The organism is Acidovorax sp. sif1233 (assembly GCF_019218755.1).
Classification (GTDB): Bacteria; Pseudomonadota; Gammaproteobacteria; order Burkholderiales; family Burkholderiaceae_C; genus Acidovorax.
In genome coordinates this window covers 163910-183975 of the sequence record NZ_JAHUWZ010000006.1, presented here as the reverse complement: position 1 = coordinate 183975, position 20066 = coordinate 163910, and the positions used below count along the sequence as shown (strand labels likewise).

The following is a 20066-nucleotide window of genomic DNA, read 5'->3' as shown; positions in this document are numbered from 1 at the left end:
AGTGGCGGCAGTCCGGCTTCACGGTATCGCCAAACGATACTTTTTGCCCATTGCAAGCGGCACCTGGGCGACATGCCGGCACCCGCTTGTCTTTCACAATCGCATCCCAGCAGCCGGCGGCCGCCCGCGGCGGCGCCCGCCCCTTCCCCCACCCGCACGCAGCAGTGCACGGAGACAGCCCATGACCAAACCCTTCGATCTTGTCGTCCACGGCGCCACCGGCTTCACGGGCCGCCTCGTGGTCGAGTACCTTTTGCAGCGCTATCCCACCGGCAGCGGCCTGCGCTGGGCCATGGGCGGGCGCAATGCCGACAAGCTCGCCGCCGTGCGCGACGAAGTGGGCGCCCCGGCCGACACCCCGCTGATCGTGACCGACAGCACCGACCCCGCCAGCCTGCAGGCGCTGATGGACCAGACCCGCCTGGTGCTGACCACCGTGGGGCCCTACCAGCTCTACGGCAACGAACTGGTGGCCGCGTGCGCGGCGGCCGGCGTGGACTACGTGGACCTGTGCGGCGAACCCGCGTGGATGCGCCAGATGATCGACGCGCACGAAGCCACGGCCCGGGCCAGCGGCGCGCGCATCGTGTTCTCGTGCGGGTTCGACTCCATCCCGTTCGACCTGGGCGTGTACCTGCTGCAAACCGAGATGAAGGCCCGTTTCGGCCACCCCGCGAGCCGGGTGCGCGGCCGGGTGCGCAAGATGAAGGGCACATTCTCGGGCGGCACCGCCGCCAGCCTGAAGGCCACCATGGCCGCCGCCGCCACCAACCCCGCCGTGCTGGACCTGCTCAAGAACCCGTTCTCGCTCACGCCCGGCTTCGAAGGGCCGCGCCAGCCCTCGGGCAACAAGCCCATGGTGGACGAGGCCCTGGGCGAAGGAGTGTGGGTGGCCCCGTTCGTGATGGCCGCCATCAACACCCGCAACGTGCACCGCTCCAATTTCCTGCTGCAGCACGCCTACGGCACCGACTTCGTGTACGACGAAATGCTCATCACCGGCCCCGGCGAAAAGGGCGAGGCCATGGCCAATGCCGTGGCGGGCGACAAGTCGCTGGGCTCGGACAAGGGCCCCAAGCCCGGCGAGGGCCCTTCGCGCGAGGAACGCGAGAACGGCTTCTACGACGTGCTCTTCCTGGGCACCGACGCCGCGGGCAACAGCCTGCGCGTGGGCGTCAAGGGCGACCGCGACCCGGGCTATGGCTCCACCTCCAAGATGATCACCGAGGCGGCCGTGTGCCTGCTGCAGGACGCCACGGACACCCCCGGCGGCATCTGGACCACGGCGCCCGCGCTGGGCGGCAAGCTGGTCGCGCGGCTGCAGGCCCGCGCGGGGCTGAGCTTCGCGGTGGAAGCGGCGTAACGCCCCGGGGTGGGCCCGGGCATGTCCGTTTTCGCACCAGGCCGGTCGTGAAACGCGCGGCCACGGACCCGCCGGTGCACCGAAAATACAGGGCATGAACACTGCCCTGCGCCCCCGCGATCTCGCCCTGGCCCTGCTCGTCATCGTGGTCTGGGGGCTCAACTTCGCCGTCATCAAGGTGGGCGTGGCCGGTGTGCCACCGCTGCTGCTGGGCGCGCTGCGCTACCTGCTGGCGGCGTTTCCGGCGCTGCTGTTCGTGACGCCGCCCAGGGTGCCGCTGCGCCTGTACCTGCTGTACGGCATGACCATGGCGGTGGGCCAGTTCGCGCTGCTGTTCACCGCCATCCACATCGGCATGCCGTCGGGCCTGGCCTCGCTGGTGCTGCAGTCGCAGTCGTTCTTCACGCTGCTGCTGGCGGCCTGGTGGCTGCGCGAGGCATGGCAGGGCAACCAGGTGGCGGGCCTGGCGCTGGCCGGCGTGGGGCTGGTGCTGATCGGCAGTGCCCACGGCGCGTCGATGCCGCTGGCGGGATTCGCACTGACCGTGGGGGCGGCGGCGATGTGGGGCTGCGGCAACATCGTCACGCGCGCCGTGGGACGCTACGGGCCGATGAACCAGTTTGCCTTCATCGTGTGGTCGAGCGTGGTGGCGCCGCTGCCATTCGTGGCGCTGTCCTTGCTGCTGGACGGGCCCGCGGCCGTGTGGGCCGCCGTGCAGCACCTGTCGCTGAAATCCATGGCCGCCGTGGCCTACATCGCCTGGATCTCCACGCTGCTGGGCTTCGGGCTGTGGACGTATCTCATGTCGCGCTACCCGGTGAACCGCGTCGCCCCCTTCACCCTGCTGGTGCCCGTGGTGGGCCTGACCACGGGCTGGTGGGTGTTCGGCGAGCAGTTGTTGCCCGTGCACTTTGCGGGCGCGGGGCTCTTGATGGCGGGGCTGGTGGTCAACCTGTTCGGCGGTCCGGCCTGGTCGGCCGTGGTGGGGCGCCTGCGCAGCGCCCCGTGAGCGGAGGGCTGGCCGCCGCTACAGCGCCAGCGGCAGCTCGGTGGTGGACAGCACATTGCGCAGCACCATGAACGAGCGCACCTGCCGCACGCCAGGCAGGTAGAGCAGCTGCTCGGCATGCAGCCGGTTGAAGCTGTCGTTGTCGCGCGTGCGCACCAGCATGAAGTAGTCGAACTCGCCGGTGACCACATGGCATTCCATGCAGCCGGACACCTTGGCCGCCGCCTTTTCAAACTCGGCAAACGACTCGGGCGTGGAGCGGTCCAGCACCACCCCAATCATCACCAGCATGCCCGCGCCCACGGCCTGGGGGTTGAGCAACGCCACGATGCCGTCGATGAGCCCCAGGCGCTTGAGCCGCTCCACGCGGCGCAGGCAGGCGGGCGGGCTCAGGTGCACCTTCTCGGCCAGCGCCACATTGGACAGCGAGGCATCACGCTGCAGCTGGCGCAGGATGGCCTTGTCGGTACGGTCCAGCTCGGCCGACACATCGGACTGCGGCACATTCTTGGCACGAACTTTTATTGTGCGCATAGTGATCTGTGAGAAATATTAGTTTTTCATATTCTCATACACAAACCTGAAACGCTGAAATCAGGAAGAAATTCGCAACCACTGTATGCGCGTGTTTTCCTACGATGAAGGCACTGCAAGCCACCTCTTGCACCATCCCTTCCATCGACCGGAAACCCGCCATGAACCTGCAGAAATTCGCCCGCCACCCGCTGACCTTCGGGCCCTCGCCCATCACCGCGCTGCCGCGCCTGTCGGCCCACCTGGGCGGCAAGGTGCACCTGTACGCCAAGCGCGAGGACTGCAACTCGGGCCTGGCCTTTGGCGGCAACAAGACGCGCAAGCTCGAATACCTCATCCCCGAGGCGATCGCGGGCGGCTACGACACACTGGTCTCCATCGGCGGCATCCAGTCCAACCAGACGCGCCAGGTGGCCGCCGTGGCCGCGCACCTGGGCATGAAGTGCGTGCTGGTGCAGGAGAACTGGGTCAACTACTCCGATGCGGTGTACGACCGCGTGGGCAACATCGAGATGAGCCGCATCATGGGCGCCGACGTGCGCCTGGACGCTGCGGGCTTCGACATCGGCATCCGCCCGAGCTGGGAGCAGGCCATGGAAGACGTGAAGAAAGCCGGCGGCAAGCCCTTCCCCATCCCGGCCGGCTGCTCCGAGCACCCCTACGGCGGCCTGGGCTTCGTGGGCTTTGCCGAGGAAGTGCGCCAGCAGGAGAAGGAGCTGGGCTTTACGTTTGACTACATCGTCGTGTGCTCGGTCACGGGCAGCACGCAGGCCGGCATGGTGGTGGGCTTTGCGGCCGACGGCCGGGCGCGCAAGGTGATCGGCATCGACGCCTCGGCCAAGCCCGAGAAGACGCATGCCCAGGTGCTGCGCATCGCGCAGAACACGGCCAAGCTGGTGGAGCTGGGCCAGGAGATCACGGCCGAGGACGTGGTGCTGGACACGCGCTACGGCGGCCCCGAGTACGGCCTGCCCAACGAGGGCACGCTCGAAGCCATCCGCCTGTGCGCACGCCAGGAAGGCATGCTCACCGACCCGGTGTACGAAGGCAAGTCCATGCACGGCATGATCGACATGGTGCGCAAGGGCGAATTCCCCGAAGGCTCCCGCGTGCTGTACGCGCACCTGGGAGGGGTGCCGGCGTTGAACGCCTACAGCTTTCTTTTTCGCAACGGCTGACGCACCGCCGCGCGAGGAAACCGAGCAACAGCGCCTGTGCCGGCTGGCCGGGCTGTCCGTGATCTGAGCGCCCCCCGCTCTGCCCTCGCAAGACCTGCGCATGCCGCCCGGTCTTCCACCGCCATGGCCCCGTGCCCTCATCTCATCGCCCTGGCGGCCTCGACAACTCCGCAGTAGCGACAGGCGTGGCCAGAGCGAGACGAAGACTGGCGCGCCTTCCCCTTGTTCACAGCCGCAACGCAGGGTGAACAACCCGCACCAGAAGGACCGCCACATGAAATGCCCACAGCCCAAAAGACGCACCAGCGTCGCCTTGTTGTTCATGGCAGCCATCGCAGGCTTGGGTTGGGGGCGCATGGCGCACGCCGATGGCTACCCCGCCAAGCCGGTGCAGCTGGTGGTGCCCTTTCCGCCCGGCGGGGCCGTCGACATCGTGGGCCGGCTCATCAGCAAGAAGCTGGGCGAACGCCTGGGCCAGGCGGTGGTGGTCGAGAACAAGGCGGGTGCGGGCACCATCGTGGGCGCATCCTTCGTGGCCAACGCTCCGGCCGACGGCTACACGCTGCTGATCAGCTCGGGCTCCACCTTCACCGTCAACCCGGCGCTCAACAACAAGCTGCCATACGACCCGGTCAAGAGTTTCGAGCCCATCGGCATGGTGGCGCGCGTGCCGCTGATCCTGCTGGCCCACCGCGATGTGCCGGTGGCCAACCTCCCGCAGCTGATCGCGGCGGTGAAGCGCGCTCCGGACAAGTTCTCCTACGGCTCGTTCGGCAGCGGCACCACGGGCCACTTTGCCGCCGAGCTGATGTGGTCGGCCACCGGCATCCAGCTGATGCATGTGCCCTACCGCGGCAGCGCACCCGCCATGAGCGACCTGATCGGTGGGCAGATCCCGTTCACCATCGACACGGTGGCGGCCGCGCTGCCGCAGCTCAAGGGCGGCAAGATCAAGCCCATCGTGGTCACCGGCGCGGCGCGGGCCACGCAGCTGCCGGATGTGCCCACGGTGGCGGAAAGCGGCTTCGCCGGTTTTGCCGCGGATTCGTGGCTGGCCGTCGTGGCGCCGCGCGGCCTGCCCGCCGAAGTCAAGGCGAAGCTGGGCAAGGCCCTGGCCGAGACCATGGCGGATGCCGAGATCCGCAGCAAGCTCATCGCCAGCGGGCTGGAGCAGTCCTATGCCAGCGGCGACGCCGTGCTGGCGCGGATCGAGGACGAACTGCCGCGCATGCGCGCGATCGCCCAGCGCGCGAACATCCGGGCGGAGTGAGCGCGGCAGCGATGGGGCGCTGGCGCGCGCCGGATCACAGCGCCCAGCTCGCCTGCAACGATGGACGCTTTGAAAATGCCTCGTACCAGGCCGCAACGGCGGGATGGCGCTGGCGCCATCCGAAGTCCGCAAACCTGAGATCCAGGTACCACAGCGCACAGGCCACCGTGAGCGTGCCGATGTCCAGCCGCTGCGGCGCGATGAGTGCGGGGTTCGCGGACAGGTGGGCCAGCGAAGTCTCGGCCTTGTCCAGCTGCGCGGCGCGCCACTCTGGCCAGCGCAGCGGCTCGGGCCGCGCCACGTCCTCATAGCGGGCGATCAGCGCGCCGTCGAGGATGCCGTCTCCGAGCGCCTGCAGCGTCAGCGCATTCCAGCGCGCATCGCCACTGCGGGGAAACAGCGTTCCGTTGCCGATCTCGTCGAGGTATTCGCAGATGACGCGGCTGTCGTAAAGCACGGCGCCCTCATCGGTGATGAAGGTCGGCACCTTGCCCAGCGGGTTCCTGGCGATGATGTCCCGGTCGCGCTGCACCGGATTGGCGTTGGACGGCAGCAGCTGCACGCGGTCGCTGAGGCCCAGCTCGTGCGCCGTGACCAGGCATTTGCGCACATAGGGAGAGAACGGAGAGAAATAGATCTGCATGGAAGTTCACCGGTTCATGGATGGGAAGGCGCTGCCTGCGCCAGCTGGCGGCCCGCGATCCACCCGAAGGTCAGCGCGGGCCCCAGGGTGATGCCGGGCGCGGGGTACTCGCCGCCCATCACCGAATGCATGTCATTGCCCGCCGCGTAGAGGCCCGGGATGGGCTGGCCGGCGGCATCGAGCGCCTGGGCATTTTCGTTGCAGGCAATGCCCACGGCCGTGCCGATGTCGCCCGCGAACACCTTCACGGCATAGAACGGGCCCTGGCGCAAGGCACCGATGCAGGGGTTGGGCTGGTGCGCCGCGTCGCCCAGGTAGCGGTTGTATTCGGTGCTGCCCTTGCCGAAGTCGTCGTCGCGCCCCTGGTCGGCCTGCGCGTTGAAGCGCTCGGCCGTGGCCTGCAGCGCGGCGCCGCCGATGCCCAGGGCATCGCCGAGCGCCCGCAGTGTCGGCGCCTTCACCAGGTAGCCGGCCTTGACGAGGTGATCGCGCGGCCGCCCGCCCGGCAACGCCAGGCCCATGCCCCATTGCTCCATGAAGTCGCTGTCGCAGACCAGGTAGGCCGGCAGCGTGGGCACCGTGGCGTGGGAGCGGTACATCGCCCGCACGAACTCGTGGTACGAGGTCGCTTCGTTGACGAAGCGCTGGCCGGCCCCGTTCACGGCCATGAGGCCGGGCTTGGCGCGGTCCCACACCAGGTGCGGGTAGCGCACGACCGAGCCATCGGGCCGCTGCAGCACGGAGACCGGGGCCCAGAACGCCGGACTGGTGTGGCCTTGCCCCAGCGTGGCACCCGCCTGGCGCGCCAGCGCGATGCCCTCGCCCCGGTTGCCTTGCGGCGACATGGACCACGGCCCTGTCGGCGACGGGTAGTGCGCACTGCGCAGTTCCTCGCTCCAGGGGAATCCCCCCGTGGCCACCACCACGCCGCGGCGCGCCCGCACCTGCACCGGCTTGCCCGCGCGCACCAGCGAGACGCCCACCACCGCGCCATGGGACACGTCCAGCTTCTCCACCGGTGTGTCCAGCCAGTAGTCGATACCCCGGTCGATCACGCTCTTGAAAAGCCGGGCCGCCAGCGCATTGCCCAGCACCAGGCGCGTGCCACGGTGGTAGCCGCGCAGCCGGTCGGCGAAGTAACGCAGCACGAGCTTCATGCCCTCGCGCCAGGCCGTGAACGAGCGCGTGACCGCCAGCAGGTGCCTGGCGTCGGTCATGTTGACCATCATTCCGCCCAGCACCATGAACTCGGGCAGGGGGTCGCGCAGTTCCCGGAAATGCGCGCCCAGTTCCCGCCCGTCGAACGTCGCCGGGTCGAGCGAGCGGCCGCCGAAGGCCGCGCCCTCGCGGTCGGGGTAGTAGTCGGGCGAGTAGCTGCGCGCGACAAGCCGCACCGCGGTGTGCTTCTCCAGGTAGTCGACCATGCCGGCGCCGTGGCGCAGGAAGGCCTGCTGCATCCCGGCCGGCGCGGCATCGCCCACCGTGTTGCGCAGGTAGGTCCAGACCTTCTCGAAGCTGTCGGGGTGGCCCACCCGCGCCGACTGCGCATTGAGCGGCGCCCACACGGCCCCGCCGGACACGGCGGTGGAGCCGCCCACGCGGTCGGTCTTCTCGACCAGCAGCACGCTGCAGCCTTCGATCTTCGCGGTCAGCGCGGCGGCCATGCCGCCCGCGCCCGCGCCGATCACGACGACGTCGTACTCGGCATCCCAGTGGGGGGCCGTCATGCGCCCGACCCACCCAGCGACTTGCCGCCATCGACGAACAGCACCTGCCCGGTGATGAAGCCGGTCTGCGGCGACACGAGGAAGGCCACCGCCTGGGCGATGTCTTCCGGCCTGCCGGCCTTGCCCGTGGGCTGCAGCGCGAGCTGCGCCGCCAGCCGCTCGGGCGTGAGCGCGCGCAGGATGGGCGTATCGATCAGCCCCGGCGCGATCGCGTTGACCAGGATGCCGCGCGGCGCCAGTTCCATGGCACTGGCGCGCGTGTAGCCCACCACGGCGGCCTTGGAGGCCACGTAGTGCGGGTGGTTCTTCGCCCCCAGGTACGCGCGCGAAGCGATGTTCACGATGCGGCCGCCCTCGGGCATGGTCTTGGCTACTTCCTGTGTGAGCGTGGCCACGGCGATGAGGTTGACCTCGTAGGCACGGCGGAAGTCGTCGTTGCTCACCTCCAGGAACTTGCGCTCGTCGAAGATGCCGGCGTTGTTGACCAGAGCGCGCACTGGGGGCAGGGAGTGCACCAGGCCGCGCACGGCCGCTTCGTCCGTCAGGTCGAGCACGCGGCACTGCACATCCAGGCCCAGGCCCTTCAAGCGGCCGGTCTCGCGCTGCGCCAGGGCTTCATCGCGGTCCACCATCACCACGGCATAGCCGTCGCGGGCCAGGCGTTCGACCGTGGCCAGGCCCATGCCGCCGGCACCGCCGGTGACCAGGGCAATCGGTTTGCTGTTGCTGTTGTCGTCCATGTGTTTGCGAAGATTCCGATCAAGCCGAGAGAAAGCCGCCATCGACGGGCAGCACCACACCATTCACATAGCTGGCCATGTGGGAGGAAAGAAAGACCACGGGTCCGACGATTTCCTCGACCTCGCCGCCGCGGCCCGCGGGCACGCGCTTCATGTACCAGTCCGTGCCGCCGGGCACGGCCAGCTGCGGGGCGACCATCTCGGTCAGCATCAGCCCGGGCGCGACCGCATTGGCGCGCACCCCAAAAGGCGCCAGGTCGCGGGCCAGCACCTGGGTCAGCGAACGCACGGCGCCCTTGGAGGCGACATACCCCGCCGACGAGATGCCGCTCACGAATGCCACGATGGACGACAGATTCACGATGCACCCCCGGGTCTTCTTCAACGCCGGCACGAAGGCATGCGTGACGTTGAACAGGCCCTGCAGGTTCACGTCGATGAGGCGGTCCCACACCTCGGGCGCGTGCGGGTCGTCGATGCGCGCGCGGCCGGAAATGCCTGCGTTGTTGATCAGCACGTCGATCGGGCCGATGCGCGCCTGCAGGTCCGCGGCGCAGGCCTGGACGGCGGCCCGGTCGCACACGTCCAGCACCACGCTCCAGGCCTCGCCGCCGGCATCGCGGATGCGCCGGGCCGTGGCCTCGGCCTTGTCCGCACCGATGTCGGCGCAGATCACCTTGGCGCCCTCGTTCGCGAAGCCCAGCGCAATGGCCGAGCCCAGCCCCCCGCCGGCGCCGGTCACCAGCGCGAGCTTGCCTTTCAACAAATCCATCCAATTTCTCCTGCTGAATGGGCGCCGTTCAGACGCCGAGGTAGGCCCGGCGCACGGCCGGGTCGTCCATGAGCTGGGCCGCCGCGCCCTGCAGCGTGATCTCGCCGTTTTCCAGGATGTAGGCGTGGCTGGCCACCGTGAGCGCCAGGCGCACGTCCTGCTCCACGAGCAGGATGGTCAGGCCCTGCTCGCGGTTGAGCCGCAGGATCGCCTCGAAGATCTGCTCGACGAGCAGCGGTGACAGCCCCATCGAAGGCTCGTCGAACATGATGAGCCGCGGGCGGGACATGAGCGCCCGGCCGATCGCCAGCATCTGCTGCTCGCCGCCCGACAGCGTGGCCGCCCGCTGCTCGGAGCGTTCCTTGAGCCGCGCAAACAGGGTGTAGACCTTGTCCAGGTCCTCGGCGATCGCGGCGCGGTCGCGGCGCAGGAAGGCGCCCAGCTCCAGGTTCTCGCGCACGCTCATTTCCTTGAACACCTCGCGCCCCTCGGGCACCTGCACCAGGCCCCTGCGGACGATCTCGTCGGACGGCTGCCGGTGGATGGGCTCGCCGGCGAAGTGGACCTCGCCGGCGGTGGGATCGATGAGGTGCGAGATCGCGTTCAACGTGCTGCTCTTGCCGGCACCGTTGCTGCCCAGCAGGGCCACGATGGCGCCCTGCGGCACGGCCAGGCTCACGCCCGAGAGCGCCTGGATGGCGCCGTAGGAGGCGCTGATGCCGCGCACTTCGAGCAGTGCGCCCTGGCTTGGTTGCTGCATGGGATCAGGCATGGGCCGCTCCCTTGCCGAGGTAGGCTTCGATCACGGTCGGGTTCTCGCTGATTTCCTTGGGGGTTCCTTCGGCGATCTTCTGGCCGAAGGACATGACGGTGATGCGGTCGGAGATCGACATCACCAGCTGCATCACGTGCTCGACCAGGAGCACGGTGATGCCGTCCTTCTGGGCCAGTTCGGTCAGCAGGTGGTCCAGGTTCTCGATGTCCCGGTTGCGCAGGCCGGCCGCCGGTTCGTCCAGCAGCAGCAGGCGCGGCTTGAGCGCCAGGGCGCGGGCGATCTCCAGCAGCTTCTGGTGGCCGAAGTCGAGTTCCTTGGCGCGGGTCTCGCGGTCGTGGGTCAGGCCCACGCGCTCGATGAGGCTGTCCACCAGGTCGCGGATCTCGCCGCCGGGGCGGCGCAGCAGCCGGCCCAGCGTGTTCGCGCTGTGCGAGTGGCAGCCCAGCAGCACGTTCTCGTACACGCTCAGGTCGCCGAACAGCTCCAGGTTCTGGAAGGTGCGCGCGATGCCCATGCCTGCCATGCGCGAAGGTGCATGGTGCGTCACGTCCTCGCCGTCCACAACGATGCGGCCTTCGGTCGGCTGGTAGTAGCGGGAGATGCAGTTGAAGGTGGTGGACTTGCCGGCCCCGTTGGGGCCGATCAGCGCATGGATCGAGCCGCGCGCCACGTCGAACGAGAGGCTGTTCACGGCCACCAGCCCGCCAAAGCGCACGGTGATGCCGGAGACTTCCAGGAAGGGGCGCGTGCTCATGCCTGCACCCCCTTGGCGGGCTTGCGTGCCACGCGGCGGTTGCGGTCGGCGAACAGCCCCTTGGGCATGAACATCATGAACCCCATGAGGATCACGCCATAGATGATTTCCTGCACCGACATGAGCTGGCGCAGCAGCTCGGAGATGAGGCCGAAGGCAATGGCGCCGGCCACCGCGCCGCGCACCGAGCCCATGCCCCCCACGACGACCATGGTGAGGACCAGGATGGTGGTCTGGAAGCCCAGGCTCTCCGGGTGGATGAACGAGGTGAACAGCGTGTACATGCCCCCGGCGATGCCCGCGAAGGCCGCCGAGATGGCGAACGCGCTCTGCTTCATGGCCTTGACGTTGATGCCCATGGCCATCGCGGCCACATCGCTCTCGCGCACGGCCCTGAGCGACGAGCCGTACTGTGAGCGCGCCAGCGCCACGGTGAGCCACAGCATCAGCCCCGCCAGCACCACCACGAAGGGGTAGGCCTGCAGGTCGTTGGTCAGCCTGTAGCCGAACAGATTGGCCGGATCCATCTTCATGCCGTTGGAGCCGCCCGTGACGCGCTCCCAGGTGAGAAAGACCCATTGCATCGCCTCGCCGAAGGCGAAGGTGGCCAGGGCCAGGTAGATGTCGCGCATGCGCAGCGCCAGGTAGCCGATGAGGTAGCCGAGCGCGGCCGACAGGGCCCCGCCGGCCAGGACGGACAGCACGAAGGGCGGATGCCATGCCGTGTTGATGATGCCGGCCGTGTAGATGCCGATGCCGAAGAACGCGGCGTGCGCCAGCGCGAACTGGCCCGATTCGCCGATCACGACGTGCATGCCCAGGGCCAGCACCACGAAGACCATCAGCAGGTTGACCACGTACAGGACATAGCCCGACACGGCGAAGGGAAGGATCGACAGAACCAGGGCGGCAGCGAGCAATGCCCAGTGATCGCGGGTCATGGTTTTCATACTTTCTTGACTTGGGGCTTGCCGCCCAGGATGCCCTGCGGACGCACGATCAGCGTGACCAGGATGGCCAGGAAGGGCGCGACCACGATGGCGTTGGTGGAGATGAACAGGCCCACCAGGTTCTCGACGATGCCGATGACGAGGCCGCCCAGCACGGCGCCCGGCAGGCTGGTGAAGCCGCCCACGATGGCCGCCGCATAGGCCAGGATCGCGATGTGCGCGATGTCCGGCGTGATGAGGATCTTGGGGGTAATGAGCAGGGCGGCCAGCGCGGACAGCAGGCCTGCCATGGCCCACACCATCATGCGGATGCGCGACAGGCGGATGCCGACGATCTGCGCGGCGCGCGGGTTCATGCCCACGGCCCGCATCGCCTTGCCGATGCGCGTGTGGTTGAACATCAGGTAGATCAGCACCATCGCGGTGATGGAGGCGGCGAAGATCGCCACGTCGAGCCGCGTGAGAAAGGCGTCGCCGATGATCACGGGGTCGTTGGAGACCAGGGGCGGCAGCGAGCGCGGCGTGTCGCCCAGCCCGGTCTGGCGCACCAGGCCCTTGAGCATGTAGGCCAGGCCCAGCGTGGCGATCACCAGCTGCGGGCCCACGCCCTTGGAATGGGTCACCCGCTCCATCACCACCCGCTGGAAGAGCGCCGCGCCCACCGCCACGGCGACCACCGTGACGGGGATGACCACGGCGTACGACCAGCCCGCGATCAGCAGCAGGGACAGCGCCACATAGCCGCCGATCATGAAGATCTCGCCCTGGGCGAAGTTCGGCACGTCGGTGGTCTTGAAGATCGCGACGATGGCGATGGCCAGCAGCGCATAGACGCTGCCCGTCACCAGGCCGGAAAGGATGCCCTGCTGCAGAAACAGCCAAATCTCACTGAAACTCATGGCGATGGAGGGGCGGCCGCACGCGGGCGTGGACCGGCCCCTTCTCCTGGTTGGTTACTTGGGCTGGTAGGTCCAGAGGCTGCGGTAGGCGCCGGGGACCGCGGTCATGTTGGTGCCGTCGAACTTGAGGTAGATGGCCGATTTCTGGCCCGCGTGGTCGGTGGGCGTGAGCTCGATCGGGCCGGCCATCACGTTCGACTCGAACTTGGTCTGCGACAGCGCGGTGAGGAACTTCTCCCGCGTGAGCTGCGGGCCCGCGGCCTTGAGCGCGTTGACCACGGTCATCGCCGACGGGATGCCGTAGGGCATGTAGGTCTGCGGATAGCCGGGCTTGGCGGCCAGCTCGGGGTAGTAGGCCTTGTACATGTCGTAGACCCACTTGAGCTTGGGGCCGCCGGCCACGTCGGCCATCACTTCCTGCAGGTAGACGTTCTTGAACGCATCCTTGCTGCCCACGTTCTCGACCAGCTGCTTGAGGTCGGCCGTGCCGTTGACGGCGATCACGATGGGTTTGGTCCAGCCCAGCTCCTGCGCTTTCTTGACCAGCAGGCTCACGGGGCGCGCGTAGGTGGTGATCAGCAGCACGTCGGGGTTGGCGGCGCGGATCTTGAGCATCGGCGCGGTCACGTCGGTCAGGTTCGGCGCGACCGACTGGACCTGCAGGTCCACCCCGAGCTGCTTGGCCTGGAACTCCGCCGCTTCGAGGTTCCACCCGCCATAGGCATCGTCGTGGTTGATGTAGCCGATCTTCTTGCCCTTGAGGTGCTCGGCGGCGAACTGCACCATCGAGCCGCCCACCGCGCGCTGGGAGATGGAGAACGCGCCGTAGATGTACTTCGACGGCGGGTACAGGGCGCCGTCGCCCGACGCGTTGAGCATCACCAGGGGGATCTGCGAGCGTTCCACGTACTCGCGCGCGCCCACCACGGCGGCAGAGCAGGAGCCCCCGTTGAGCGCGAAGACCTTGTCCTGCTCGGTGAGCTTCTTCACGGCGGCCAGCAGGTCGTTGGCGTTGCAGCGGTCGTCCTCGACCACCAGTTCGATCTTGCGCCCGTGGATGCCGCCGTCCTTGTTGATCTTGTCGTAGTACATCTTGGCCGCGTTCATCACGTCGAAGCCGTAGGCCATGGAGTTGCCCGACAGCGGCCCGAACAGGCCGAGCTTGATGGTCTTGTCGGTCAGGCCCGGTTCGGTCTGCGCCTGCGCGCAGAAGGTGGAAAGTGCGGCCACGCAGGCCACGAGCAAGGACTTGGCTGGTTTCACGAGAGTCTCCTTTTTTGGGGGGGTGAGGTAACGGGGGAGCGCAATGGCGTCAGGCGGCCGGCTGTGGGGCCGTGTCCTTCTTCTCGAACCCTGGGCGGGGAATCAGGCCCAGCCAAGCCTGCGTCAGGCCGCCGTCGACGAGGAATTCCTGGCCGCTGATGTAGCTGGCCCGCTCGCTGGACAGGAACAGCACGGCGCCGGCGATGTCCGAGGGCGTGCTGATGCGGCCGGCAGGCACGATCTGTTCGCGCCGCAGGCGCACCGCGGGGTCCGTGTAGATGCCCTCGCTCATGGGCGTGCGGATCATCGCGGGGCTGACCACGTTGCTGCGCACGCCGTGCGCGCCCAGCTCGACGGCCAGCAGCTGCGACAGCATCTTCACGCCCGCCTTGCTCACGCTGTACGCCCCGCTGTAGGGCTGCGGAATGCTGGCCGAGATGGACGCGATGTGAACCATCGAGCCCCCGCCGTGGGCGATCATCTGCCGCCCGAAGGCCTGGGCGCACAGCAGGTAGCCGGTCAGGTTCACCGACAGCAGCTGGTTCCACTTGTCGACGGCGATGTCCATCAGCGCGTCGGCGTACAGGGCCGCGGCATTGTTGACCAGCAGATCCACCGCGCCCCAGGCCTTTTGCACCTGGTCCGCCGCCGCCTGCACGCTGTGCGGGTCGGTCACGTCGCAGGTGATCGGCAGGACCCGGCCCGGGTGCTCGCCCAGTCCGCCGGCGATCTCCGCCAGGCGCTGTGCATCGCGGTCGAGCAAGGCGACGCGGGCTCCCGCGGCCAGCAGCTGCACGGCGATCTCCAGGCCGATGCCGCCGCCTGCGCCCGTCACCACACCGGTGCGGTTTGCCAACCCCAGCCAGCCGCCATCTTCACTTGCAACCCTTGCCATATCCACGCTCGCCCTTCTTGATCAAAATCACGCATGGTGCGTGAGCGAGGCAATTATGTATACATGAATACTGATTTATCTCAGGGATAACCCGTAAAAAGGCCATTAATGGCAGCACATGTATACTTGAAGAAAATTTCTACTGGAGCGGCAGGGATGAGAACTTTGGCCCAGGACGTGACCGAGACGCTGCGCAACTGGATCCTCAACGGGGAGATACGGCCCGACGAGCGGCTGGAGGAAATCCCCCTGGCCGAGAAGCTGGGCGTTTCGCGCACCCCCGTGCGCGCCGCCCTGAGCACCCTGGCCAGCGAGGGGCTGGTCGACCACCAGCCCAAGCGCGGCTACCTGGTGCGCGGCTTCAACATGGAGGAGATCGTCGCGGCCTACGAGGTGCGCGCGGTGCTCGAAGGCCTGGCCTGCCGCAACGCCGCCATGCGCGGACTCACGCCCGAACAGGCGCAGCGGCTGCGCGGGGCGCTGGCGGACGGCGACCGCATCCTGGCCCTGGGAGAACTGAGGCCCGAAGACCACGAGCCCTACCAGCAGATGAACGTGACCATCCACGACACGCTGCTGGAAGCCTCGGGCAACCCCTGGGTCACGCGCTTCGCGGAGCAGGCGCAGAACATTCCCTTCGCCTCGGACCGCATCATCCTGTGGGACGACCATCCCATCATCCTGCGCTCGCACGGCGACCACCACCGCATCATCGAGGCGGTCATCGCGCGCGACTGTGTGCGTGCCGAGCAGCTGATGCGCGAGCACGTGTACTACGCAGGGCTGATCCTGCGGCGCAACTACGAGAAGCTGCTCTCGTGCGGGGACGCAGCGCCGGGGGCCAAGCCACCGGCGCGCCGGGGTGCGCCCAAAGACTGACCCGGCGACAGGCCAGGCGGAACGCCCGAGGGCGGTTCCCGGCCCATGTATCCATGCCGGCAGGATCGCGGCTCAGGCGCGCAGCCAGGCCTGCAGGTGCGGATAGGGCGCAACGCCCGAAGAGGCGGCCTGTGCGGGCGATGCCGCGAGGCCCGCCGACACCAGCCCGGCAGCGCCCAGATACACGCCCAGCTCGAAGGTCATGCGCAAGCCCTGCGAGTGGCCGTGGTAGCCCCCTTCGTGGAACAGCACGGCCGATGGCAGCCGCAGATGCTGCAGGGCGGCCCAGGCCCATGCCGTGGCTTCGATCTCGCCGCCGTGCGGCACGGGGGGCAGTTCGGCAAGGGCATCGTCCATGCCCGCGCGCAGGGCTGCGGGCACCACGGCCAGGTGTCCGGCCTCGTGCAGCAGGTCGCCGGGCCACCGCAGCCGCGCCAGGTCCACCCTCAGGCCGCCGCGCGCGATGCGCACGCCGGGCAGGAAGCTGTTGCCGCCGGCAAGCTCGTCCTCGGCCACGTCCAGGCCGATCTCCCGCAGAAAGGCCATGATCTTGCGGGCCAGCGCGGTGCGCTCTTCCTGTTCCACCCGGTCCTGCTCCATGGCGGTCAGGCTCCGAGCAGGTCCGCCACGCGCGAACGCAGCAACGAAGGCTGCACGTCCGACGGCGCCACGGCGTGCCCCACGTTCAGGCCCACGCGGCTGTAGAAGCCCCGCCGGAAGGGCCGCACCATGGCCCCGCCCTGCTCGATGCGGCTGAAGTACGAGCCCCACAGATTGGTCAGCGCCATGGGAATGACGGGCGCTTCGATGCCCTCTTCGCGGGCACGCTCGATGATCTTCATGATGCCGCCCTTGAACTCCTGCAGTTGCCCGTCCTTGGTGATGCCGCCTTCGGGAAAGATGGCCAGCAGGTCGCCTTCGCGCAGCACCTGCGCGGCGCGGTCGAAGGCGGCTTCGTAGGTCTTGGGGTCTTCCTTGTAGGGAGCGATGGGGATGGCCTTGGCCAGGCGGAACAGCCAGCCGAGCACCGGCACGCGGAAGATGCGGTGGTCCATCACGAAGTAGATGGGGCGCGGGCTGGCCGCCATGAGCAGCACGGCATCCACAAAGCTCACGTGGTTGCAGGCCAGGATGGCCGCGCCCGTGCTGGGCAGGTTCTCGTCGCCCTGCACCTTGAAGCGGTAGACGAAACGCGAGGACACCCAGGCCACGAAGCGCAGCAGGTACTCGGGCACCAGCATGAAGATGTAGAACGCCACCACCGCATTGGCCAGGCCGGTGAACAGGAAGATCTGCGGCACCGTGAAGCCGGCGCCCAGCAAGGCACCCGCGATGAGCGAACTCGCGATCATGAACAGCGCGTTCAGGATGTTGTTGGCCGCGATGATGCGCGCGCGGTGCGTGGGCTGGCTGCGCATCTGGATCAGCGCGTACATGGGCACGCTGTACAGGCCCGCGAACAGGCTGAGCAGCGCCAGGTCGAGCATCACGCGCCAGTGCTGGCTCTGCGCGAGAAAGGTGCCAAGGCCCATGATCTCCGCGGGCGGCAGGCTGCGCGCGGCGAAGTACAGGTCGATGGAGAACACGCTCATGCCGATGGCGCCCAGGGGCACCAGGCCGATCTCGACATGGCGGCGCGAGAGCACCTCGCACAGCAGCGAGCCGATGCCGATGCCGATGGAGAACACCACCAGCAGCAGCGAGGCCACCTGCTCGTTGCCGTGCAGCACCTCCTTGGCCAGGCTGGGGAACTGGCTCAGGAACACCGCGCCGAAGAACCACATCCAGCTGATGCCCAGCAGCGAGCGGAACACCACGATGTTGCCATGCGCGAGCCTGAGGTTGCGCCAGGTCTCGGTGAAGGGGTTCCAGTTGATCGTGAGCCCCGGGTCGGTGGCCGGCACCGGGGGAATGAACTGCGCCACGGCGCGCCCCGCCAGCGCGGCCACCACACAGGCCACGGCCACCGTGGTGTGGCCGATGCCCGGCAGCGCCACCAGCAGGCCCCCCGCCACGTTGCCCAGCAGGATGGCCACGAAGGTTCCCATCTCGACCATGCCGTTGCCGCCCGTGAGTTCGCGCTCGTTGAGCACCTGCGGCATGTAGGCGAACTTGACCGGCCCGAACAGCGTGGAGTGCACGCCCATGAGGAAGGTGCACAGCAGCAGGACGGGCACGTTGCCCGCGATGAACCCGAAGGCGGCCACCAGCATGATGGCGATCTCCAGGTTCTTCACGAAGCGGATCATGCGCGTCTTGTCGTACTTGTCGGTGAGCTGCCCCGAGGTGGCCGAGAACAGCAGGAACGGCAGGATGAACAGCGCGCCGATCACCAGCCCCGCCATCGCGGGCGGCAGCCACGACACGCTGAGCTGGTACGTCACCATCACGGTGAATGCGAACTTGAAGAGGTTGTCGTTGGCGGCGCCGGAGAACTGGGTCCAGAAGAACGGGGCGAAGCGCCGCTGGCGCAGCAGCGCGAACTGGTTCGGGTCCTCATGCCCATGGCCCGGGCTGCCCGTGTGCTGCACGGAGTGCACGTGGGGCGCCTGGGGCACGCTGGCTGGGGTGGTCTCGGGGTTCATGCGTTTCTCCTCGTGTCCAATGGGTCGGCGGTGGCTGCTGTGTGTGTTGGTATGGCCCGGCGCACCCGGGGCTGGAGGCCCTGCCCGCGCGCGACACCCATGGTGTGGGCGCCATTCTGCCCGCACATGGCGGCAAATGCGGGGCGCGGTGCGCGGCTGTGGCGCGAAGCCGCCAGCGCATCCAGCGCCATCAGCACCGGCCAGGCAGCGCCAGCCGCCAGCACGTGCTTGAGGCTGTGGCCCGACACCCACTGCGCCGTGGCGTCGAACACGGCATGGTCGGCCGCCTCGAACAGCTTGGCCACGGCGTACATCGCGATCACGGCGCCCAGGTGCACCGGCAGCGTGCCCGCACGCCGGGGCAGCAGGGCCAGCGCCAGCACCACCAGCATCCCGCCCAGCTGCACCACGGCCCAGGGCAGCAGATTGCCGGTGGTGGACCACCACAGCACCGCAGCCGGCCCTGCCAGCAACACCGTGCCTGCGGCGGCCCAGCCCGCCCGGGCGCTCACCCGGCCACCCGCCGCCAGGCCCAGCAGGCCCGCGAAAGGCAGCACCATGCCCAGCCGGTCCCACAGCAGGCCCGCATCGTCGGGCACCGCGTGGTACAGGCCGGAGCCCACGGCCGTGCACACCAGGCCCGCGAAGAACAGGGCCGCGAAGACCCGGGAGGCCGCATCCATGGCCGGGCGCTCCACGCGCCGCAGCCACCGCAGCCCCCACAGGCCGGCGGCGGCGAATGGCAGGTTGCTCAGGACATCCAGCGCGCAAGGGATGCCCCACAGCGCGCGCTGGTCCGCAAAGGCATGCTGGTGGGTGCTGGCCGGCAGCGCCGGGCCCAGGCACGCCAGCCCCAGCAGCAGCACGGCGAGGCCCAGCAGGGCCCCCTCGGCGCGCGACGGGCCGGGGCGATGGCGAAAGGGAGCGGGGAGAACGGTCATGGTCGTCGTGTCCGTGGGCAGGTGGTGGATCGATGCAGCGCAGTGTCTTCAGCCCAACGGCCCCGGGCCGCGAAAAGTCGCACGGAGGGCCACCCGGAGCACCCTGGGTACCGATAATCGATACCCATGAGCACCACCGCCGACCTCGTTGCCGCCCTGAAAAAGGAACTCAAGACCGCGCAGATGACCTACGCGGACCTGGCCCAGGCCCTGGGCATGGCCGAGTCCAGCGTCAAGCGCATGCTGGCCAAGGGCGACATGCCGCTGTCGCGCATCGACGCGATCTGCCGCGCGCTGGCGCTGGACTTCGCCGACCTGGCGCGCCGCGTGGCCGACAGCCAGCCCTTGCTCAAGGAACTGAGCCAGGAGCAGGAGCGCGCGGTGGTGGCCGACAAGAAGCTGCTGCTCATGGCCATCTGCGTGCTCAGCCAGTGGACGCTGGAGCAGGTGACCACCACCTACCGCCTCACCGAGGCCGAGGGCATCAAGTACCTCGCGCAGCTCGACCGCATCGGCATCATCGAGCTGCGGCCGCTGAACCGCTACCGCCTCAAGCTGGCCAAGACCTTCCGCTGGCGGCCCCACGGGCCGGTGATGAACTACTTTCGCGAGCATGCGCTGCTCGACTACTTCGCGGGCGGCTTCGACGGCCCGGGCGAAGGCGTGCTGCTAGTGCACGGCACCATCAGCCGGGGCCTGGCGCCCGCCTTCATGGAGCGCATGCAGCGCGTGGCGCAGGACTTCGCGCAGCAGCACCTGGCCGACCAGAAACTGCCGCCGCGCGAGCTGGAGGGCTACACCCTGCTGCTGGCCATGCGCAGCTGGGAGTTCGAGGCCTTCACCGGGATGAGACGACTCCCCCCCTGAGCCGCTGCGCGGCGTCCCCCGC

At 68.5% G+C, this 20066-nt stretch carries 20 protein-coding genes; 6 read left to right on the top strand and 14 right to left on the bottom strand.

Annotated elements, in window-relative coordinates:
* Positions 1 to 181 precede the first annotated feature (181 nt).
* On the top strand, positions 182 to 1363 hold the full coding sequence (locus KW843_RS19885) for a trans-acting enoyl reductase family protein (RefSeq protein ID WP_218296877.1): 1182 nt from the start codon (positions 182 to 184) through the stop codon (positions 1361 to 1363).
* 106 nt (positions 1364 to 1469) lie between these two features.
* On the top strand, positions 1470 to 2372 hold the full coding sequence (locus KW843_RS19880) for an EamA family transporter (RefSeq protein ID WP_218297002.1): 903 nt from the start codon (positions 1470 to 1472) through the stop codon (positions 2370 to 2372).
* Positions 2373 to 2390: 18 nt separating this feature from the next.
* On the opposite strand, the gene KW843_RS19875 is transcribed toward KW843_RS19880, so the two are convergent.
* Complete coding sequence (locus KW843_RS19875) at positions 2391 to 2906, bottom strand: Lrp/AsnC family transcriptional regulator (protein ID WP_218296876.1); 516 nt, start codon at positions 2904 to 2906, stop codon at positions 2391 to 2393.
* 161 nt (positions 2907 to 3067) lie between these two features.
* On the opposite strand from KW843_RS19875, the gene KW843_RS19870 reads away from it, so the two are divergent.
* Complete coding sequence (locus tag KW843_RS19870; protein WP_218296875.1) at positions 3068 to 4084, top strand: 1-aminocyclopropane-1-carboxylate deaminase; 1017 nt, start codon at positions 3068 to 3070, stop codon at positions 4082 to 4084.
* A gap of 274 nt (positions 4085 to 4358) precedes the next feature.
* Positions 4359 to 5354: a tripartite tricarboxylate transporter substrate binding protein gene (locus tag KW843_RS19865; RefSeq protein WP_218296874.1), complete on the top strand. Its 996-nt coding sequence runs from the start codon at positions 4359 to 4361 to the stop codon at positions 5352 to 5354.
* 34 nt (positions 5355 to 5388) lie between these two features.
* Here KW843_RS19865 and KW843_RS19860 read toward each other — a convergent pair whose 3' ends face one another.
* The 10 genes from KW843_RS19860 to KW843_RS19815 are packed head-to-tail and all read right to left on the bottom strand — an operon-like array spanning position 5389 to position 14772.
* A complete protein-coding gene (locus tag KW843_RS19860) occupies positions 5389 to 5997 on the bottom strand; it encodes a glutathione S-transferase (protein ID WP_218296873.1) in 609 nt (202 codons plus the stop codon).
* 14 nt (positions 5998 to 6011) lie between these two features.
* Positions 6012 to 7724, bottom strand: a complete 1713-nt coding sequence (locus KW843_RS19855) for an FAD-dependent oxidoreductase (protein ID WP_218296872.1) — start codon at positions 7722 to 7724, stop codon at positions 6012 to 6014.
* Complete coding sequence (locus tag KW843_RS19850; protein WP_218296871.1) at positions 7721 to 8464, bottom strand: SDR family NAD(P)-dependent oxidoreductase; 744 nt, start codon at positions 8462 to 8464, stop codon at positions 7721 to 7723. Before KW843_RS19850 ends, KW843_RS19855 begins: the two co-directional genes overlap by 4 nt.
* 19 nt (positions 8465 to 8483) lie before the next feature.
* Entirely contained in the window at positions 8484 to 9236 is a 753-nt protein-coding gene (locus KW843_RS19845; RefSeq protein WP_218296870.1) for an SDR family NAD(P)-dependent oxidoreductase, read from the bottom strand.
* 28 nt (positions 9237 to 9264) lie between these two features.
* A complete protein-coding gene (locus KW843_RS19840) occupies positions 9265 to 10008 on the bottom strand; it encodes an ABC transporter ATP-binding protein (protein ID WP_255594831.1) in 744 nt (247 codons plus the stop codon).
* Positions 10001 to 10765: an ABC transporter ATP-binding protein gene (locus KW843_RS19835; protein ID WP_218296869.1), complete on the bottom strand. Its 765-nt coding sequence runs from the start codon at positions 10763 to 10765 to the stop codon at positions 10001 to 10003. Before KW843_RS19835 ends, KW843_RS19840 begins: the two co-directional genes overlap by 8 nt.
* Complete coding sequence (locus tag KW843_RS19830; protein ID WP_218296868.1) at positions 10762 to 11706, bottom strand: branched-chain amino acid ABC transporter permease; 945 nt, start codon at positions 11704 to 11706, stop codon at positions 10762 to 10764. The genes KW843_RS19835 and KW843_RS19830 overlap by 4 nt, the downstream gene beginning before the upstream one ends.
* A gap of 5 nt (positions 11707 to 11711) precedes the next feature.
* Positions 11712 to 12614 carry a branched-chain amino acid ABC transporter permease gene (locus KW843_RS19825; protein WP_218296867.1) on the bottom strand — a complete coding sequence of 301 codons (903 nt, stop codon included), beginning with the start codon at positions 12612 to 12614 and terminating at the stop codon, positions 11712 to 11714.
* A gap of 54 nt (positions 12615 to 12668) precedes the next feature.
* A complete protein-coding gene (locus KW843_RS19820) occupies positions 12669 to 13877 on the bottom strand; it encodes an ABC transporter substrate-binding protein (RefSeq protein ID WP_218296866.1) in 1209 nt (402 codons plus the stop codon).
* A 49-nt stretch (positions 13878 to 13926) separates the two neighbouring features.
* Positions 13927 to 14772: an SDR family NAD(P)-dependent oxidoreductase gene (locus KW843_RS19815; RefSeq protein ID WP_218296865.1), complete on the bottom strand. Its 846-nt coding sequence runs from the start codon at positions 14770 to 14772 to the stop codon at positions 13927 to 13929.
* 156 nt (positions 14773 to 14928) lie between these two features.
* Here KW843_RS19815 and KW843_RS19810 point away from each other — a divergent pair, with 156 nt between their 5' ends.
* Complete coding sequence (locus tag KW843_RS19810) at positions 14929 to 15651, top strand: GntR family transcriptional regulator (protein ID WP_218296864.1); 723 nt, start codon at positions 14929 to 14931, stop codon at positions 15649 to 15651.
* Positions 15652 to 15723: 72 nt separating this feature from the next.
* On the opposite strand, the gene KW843_RS19805 is transcribed toward KW843_RS19810, so the two are convergent.
* The 3 genes from KW843_RS19805 to KW843_RS19795 are packed head-to-tail and all read right to left on the bottom strand — an operon-like array spanning position 15724 to position 19177.
* The gene (locus tag KW843_RS19805) at positions 15724 to 16251 is read right to left on the bottom strand and encodes a hypothetical protein (RefSeq protein ID WP_255591620.1); all 528 of its coding nucleotides are present in this window, start codon (positions 16249 to 16251) and stop codon (positions 15724 to 15726) included.
* 5 nt (positions 16252 to 16256) lie between these two features.
* On the bottom strand, positions 16257 to 18236 hold the full coding sequence (locus KW843_RS19800; protein ID WP_255594830.1) for an MFS transporter: 1980 nt from the start codon (positions 18234 to 18236) through the stop codon (positions 16257 to 16259).
* A complete protein-coding gene (locus KW843_RS19795) occupies positions 18233 to 19177 on the bottom strand; it encodes a hypothetical protein (protein WP_255594829.1) in 945 nt (314 codons plus the stop codon). The genes KW843_RS19800 and KW843_RS19795 overlap by 4 nt, the downstream gene beginning before the upstream one ends.
* Positions 19178 to 19303: 126 nt before the next feature.
* Between KW843_RS19795 and KW843_RS19790 the strand changes: the two genes are divergently transcribed.
* Positions 19304 to 20044, top strand: a complete 741-nt coding sequence (locus KW843_RS19790; protein ID WP_218296863.1) for a helix-turn-helix transcriptional regulator — start codon at positions 19304 to 19306, stop codon at positions 20042 to 20044.
* Positions 20045 to 20066 lie beyond the last annotated feature (22 nt).

What these genes read in the sequence shown, in the direction of transcription:
- KW843_RS19885 (WP_218296877.1), top strand. Translation starts at nt 182, where the DNA reads ATGACCAAACCCTTCGATCTTGTCGTCCACGGCGCCACCGGCTTCACG.
- KW843_RS19875 (WP_218296876.1), bottom strand. Translation starts at nt 2,906, where the DNA reads ATGCGCACAATAAAAGTTCGTGCCAAGAATGTGCCGCAGTCCGATGTG.
- KW843_RS19870 (WP_218296875.1), top strand. Translation starts at nt 3,068, where the DNA reads ATGAACCTGCAGAAATTCGCCCGCCACCCGCTGACCTTCGGGCCCTCG.
- KW843_RS19865 (WP_218296874.1), top strand. Translation starts at nt 4,359, where the DNA reads ATGAAATGCCCACAGCCCAAAAGACGCACCAGCGTCGCCTTGTTGTTC.
- KW843_RS19860 (WP_218296873.1), bottom strand. Translation starts at nt 5,997, where the DNA reads ATGCAGATCTATTTCTCTCCGTTCTCTCCCTATGTGCGCAAATGCCTG.
- KW843_RS19855 (WP_218296872.1), bottom strand. Translation starts at nt 7,724, where the DNA reads ATGACGGCCCCCCACTGGGATGCCGAGTACGACGTCGTCGTGATCGGC.
- KW843_RS19850 (WP_218296871.1), bottom strand. Translation starts at nt 8,464, where the DNA reads ATGGACGACAACAGCAACAGCAAACCGATTGCCCTGGTCACCGGCGGT.
- KW843_RS19845 (WP_218296870.1), bottom strand. Translation starts at nt 9,236, where the DNA reads ATGGATTTGTTGAAAGGCAAGCTCGCGCTGGTGACCGGCGCCGGCGGG.
- KW843_RS19840 (WP_255594831.1), bottom strand. Translation starts at nt 10,008, where the DNA reads ATGCCTGATCCCATGCAGCAACCAAGCCAGGGCGCACTGCTCGAAGTG.
- KW843_RS19835 (WP_218296869.1), bottom strand. Translation starts at nt 10,765, where the DNA reads ATGAGCACGCGCCCCTTCCTGGAAGTCTCCGGCATCACCGTGCGCTTT.
- KW843_RS19830 (WP_218296868.1), bottom strand. Translation starts at nt 11,706, where the DNA reads ATGACCCGCGATCACTGGGCATTGCTCGCTGCCGCCCTGGTTCTGTCG.
- KW843_RS19825 (WP_218296867.1), bottom strand. Translation starts at nt 12,614, where the DNA reads ATGAGTTTCAGTGAGATTTGGCTGTTTCTGCAGCAGGGCATCCTTTCC.
- KW843_RS19815 (WP_218296865.1), bottom strand. Translation starts at nt 14,772, where the DNA reads ATGGCAAGGGTTGCAAGTGAAGATGGCGGCTGGCTGGGGTTGGCAAAC.
- KW843_RS19810 (WP_218296864.1), top strand. Translation starts at nt 14,929, where the DNA reads ATGAGAACTTTGGCCCAGGACGTGACCGAGACGCTGCGCAACTGGATC.
- KW843_RS19805 (WP_255591620.1), bottom strand. Translation starts at nt 16,251, where the DNA reads ATGGAGCAGGACCGGGTGGAACAGGAAGAGCGCACCGCGCTGGCCCGC.
- KW843_RS19800 (WP_255594830.1), bottom strand. Translation starts at nt 18,236, where the DNA reads ATGAACCCCGAGACCACCCCAGCCAGCGTGCCCCAGGCGCCCCACGTG.
- KW843_RS19795 (WP_255594829.1), bottom strand. Translation starts at nt 19,177, where the DNA reads ATGACCGTTCTCCCCGCTCCCTTTCGCCATCGCCCCGGCCCGTCGCGC.
- KW843_RS19790 (WP_218296863.1), top strand. Translation starts at nt 19,304, where the DNA reads ATGAGCACCACCGCCGACCTCGTTGCCGCCCTGAAAAAGGAACTCAAG.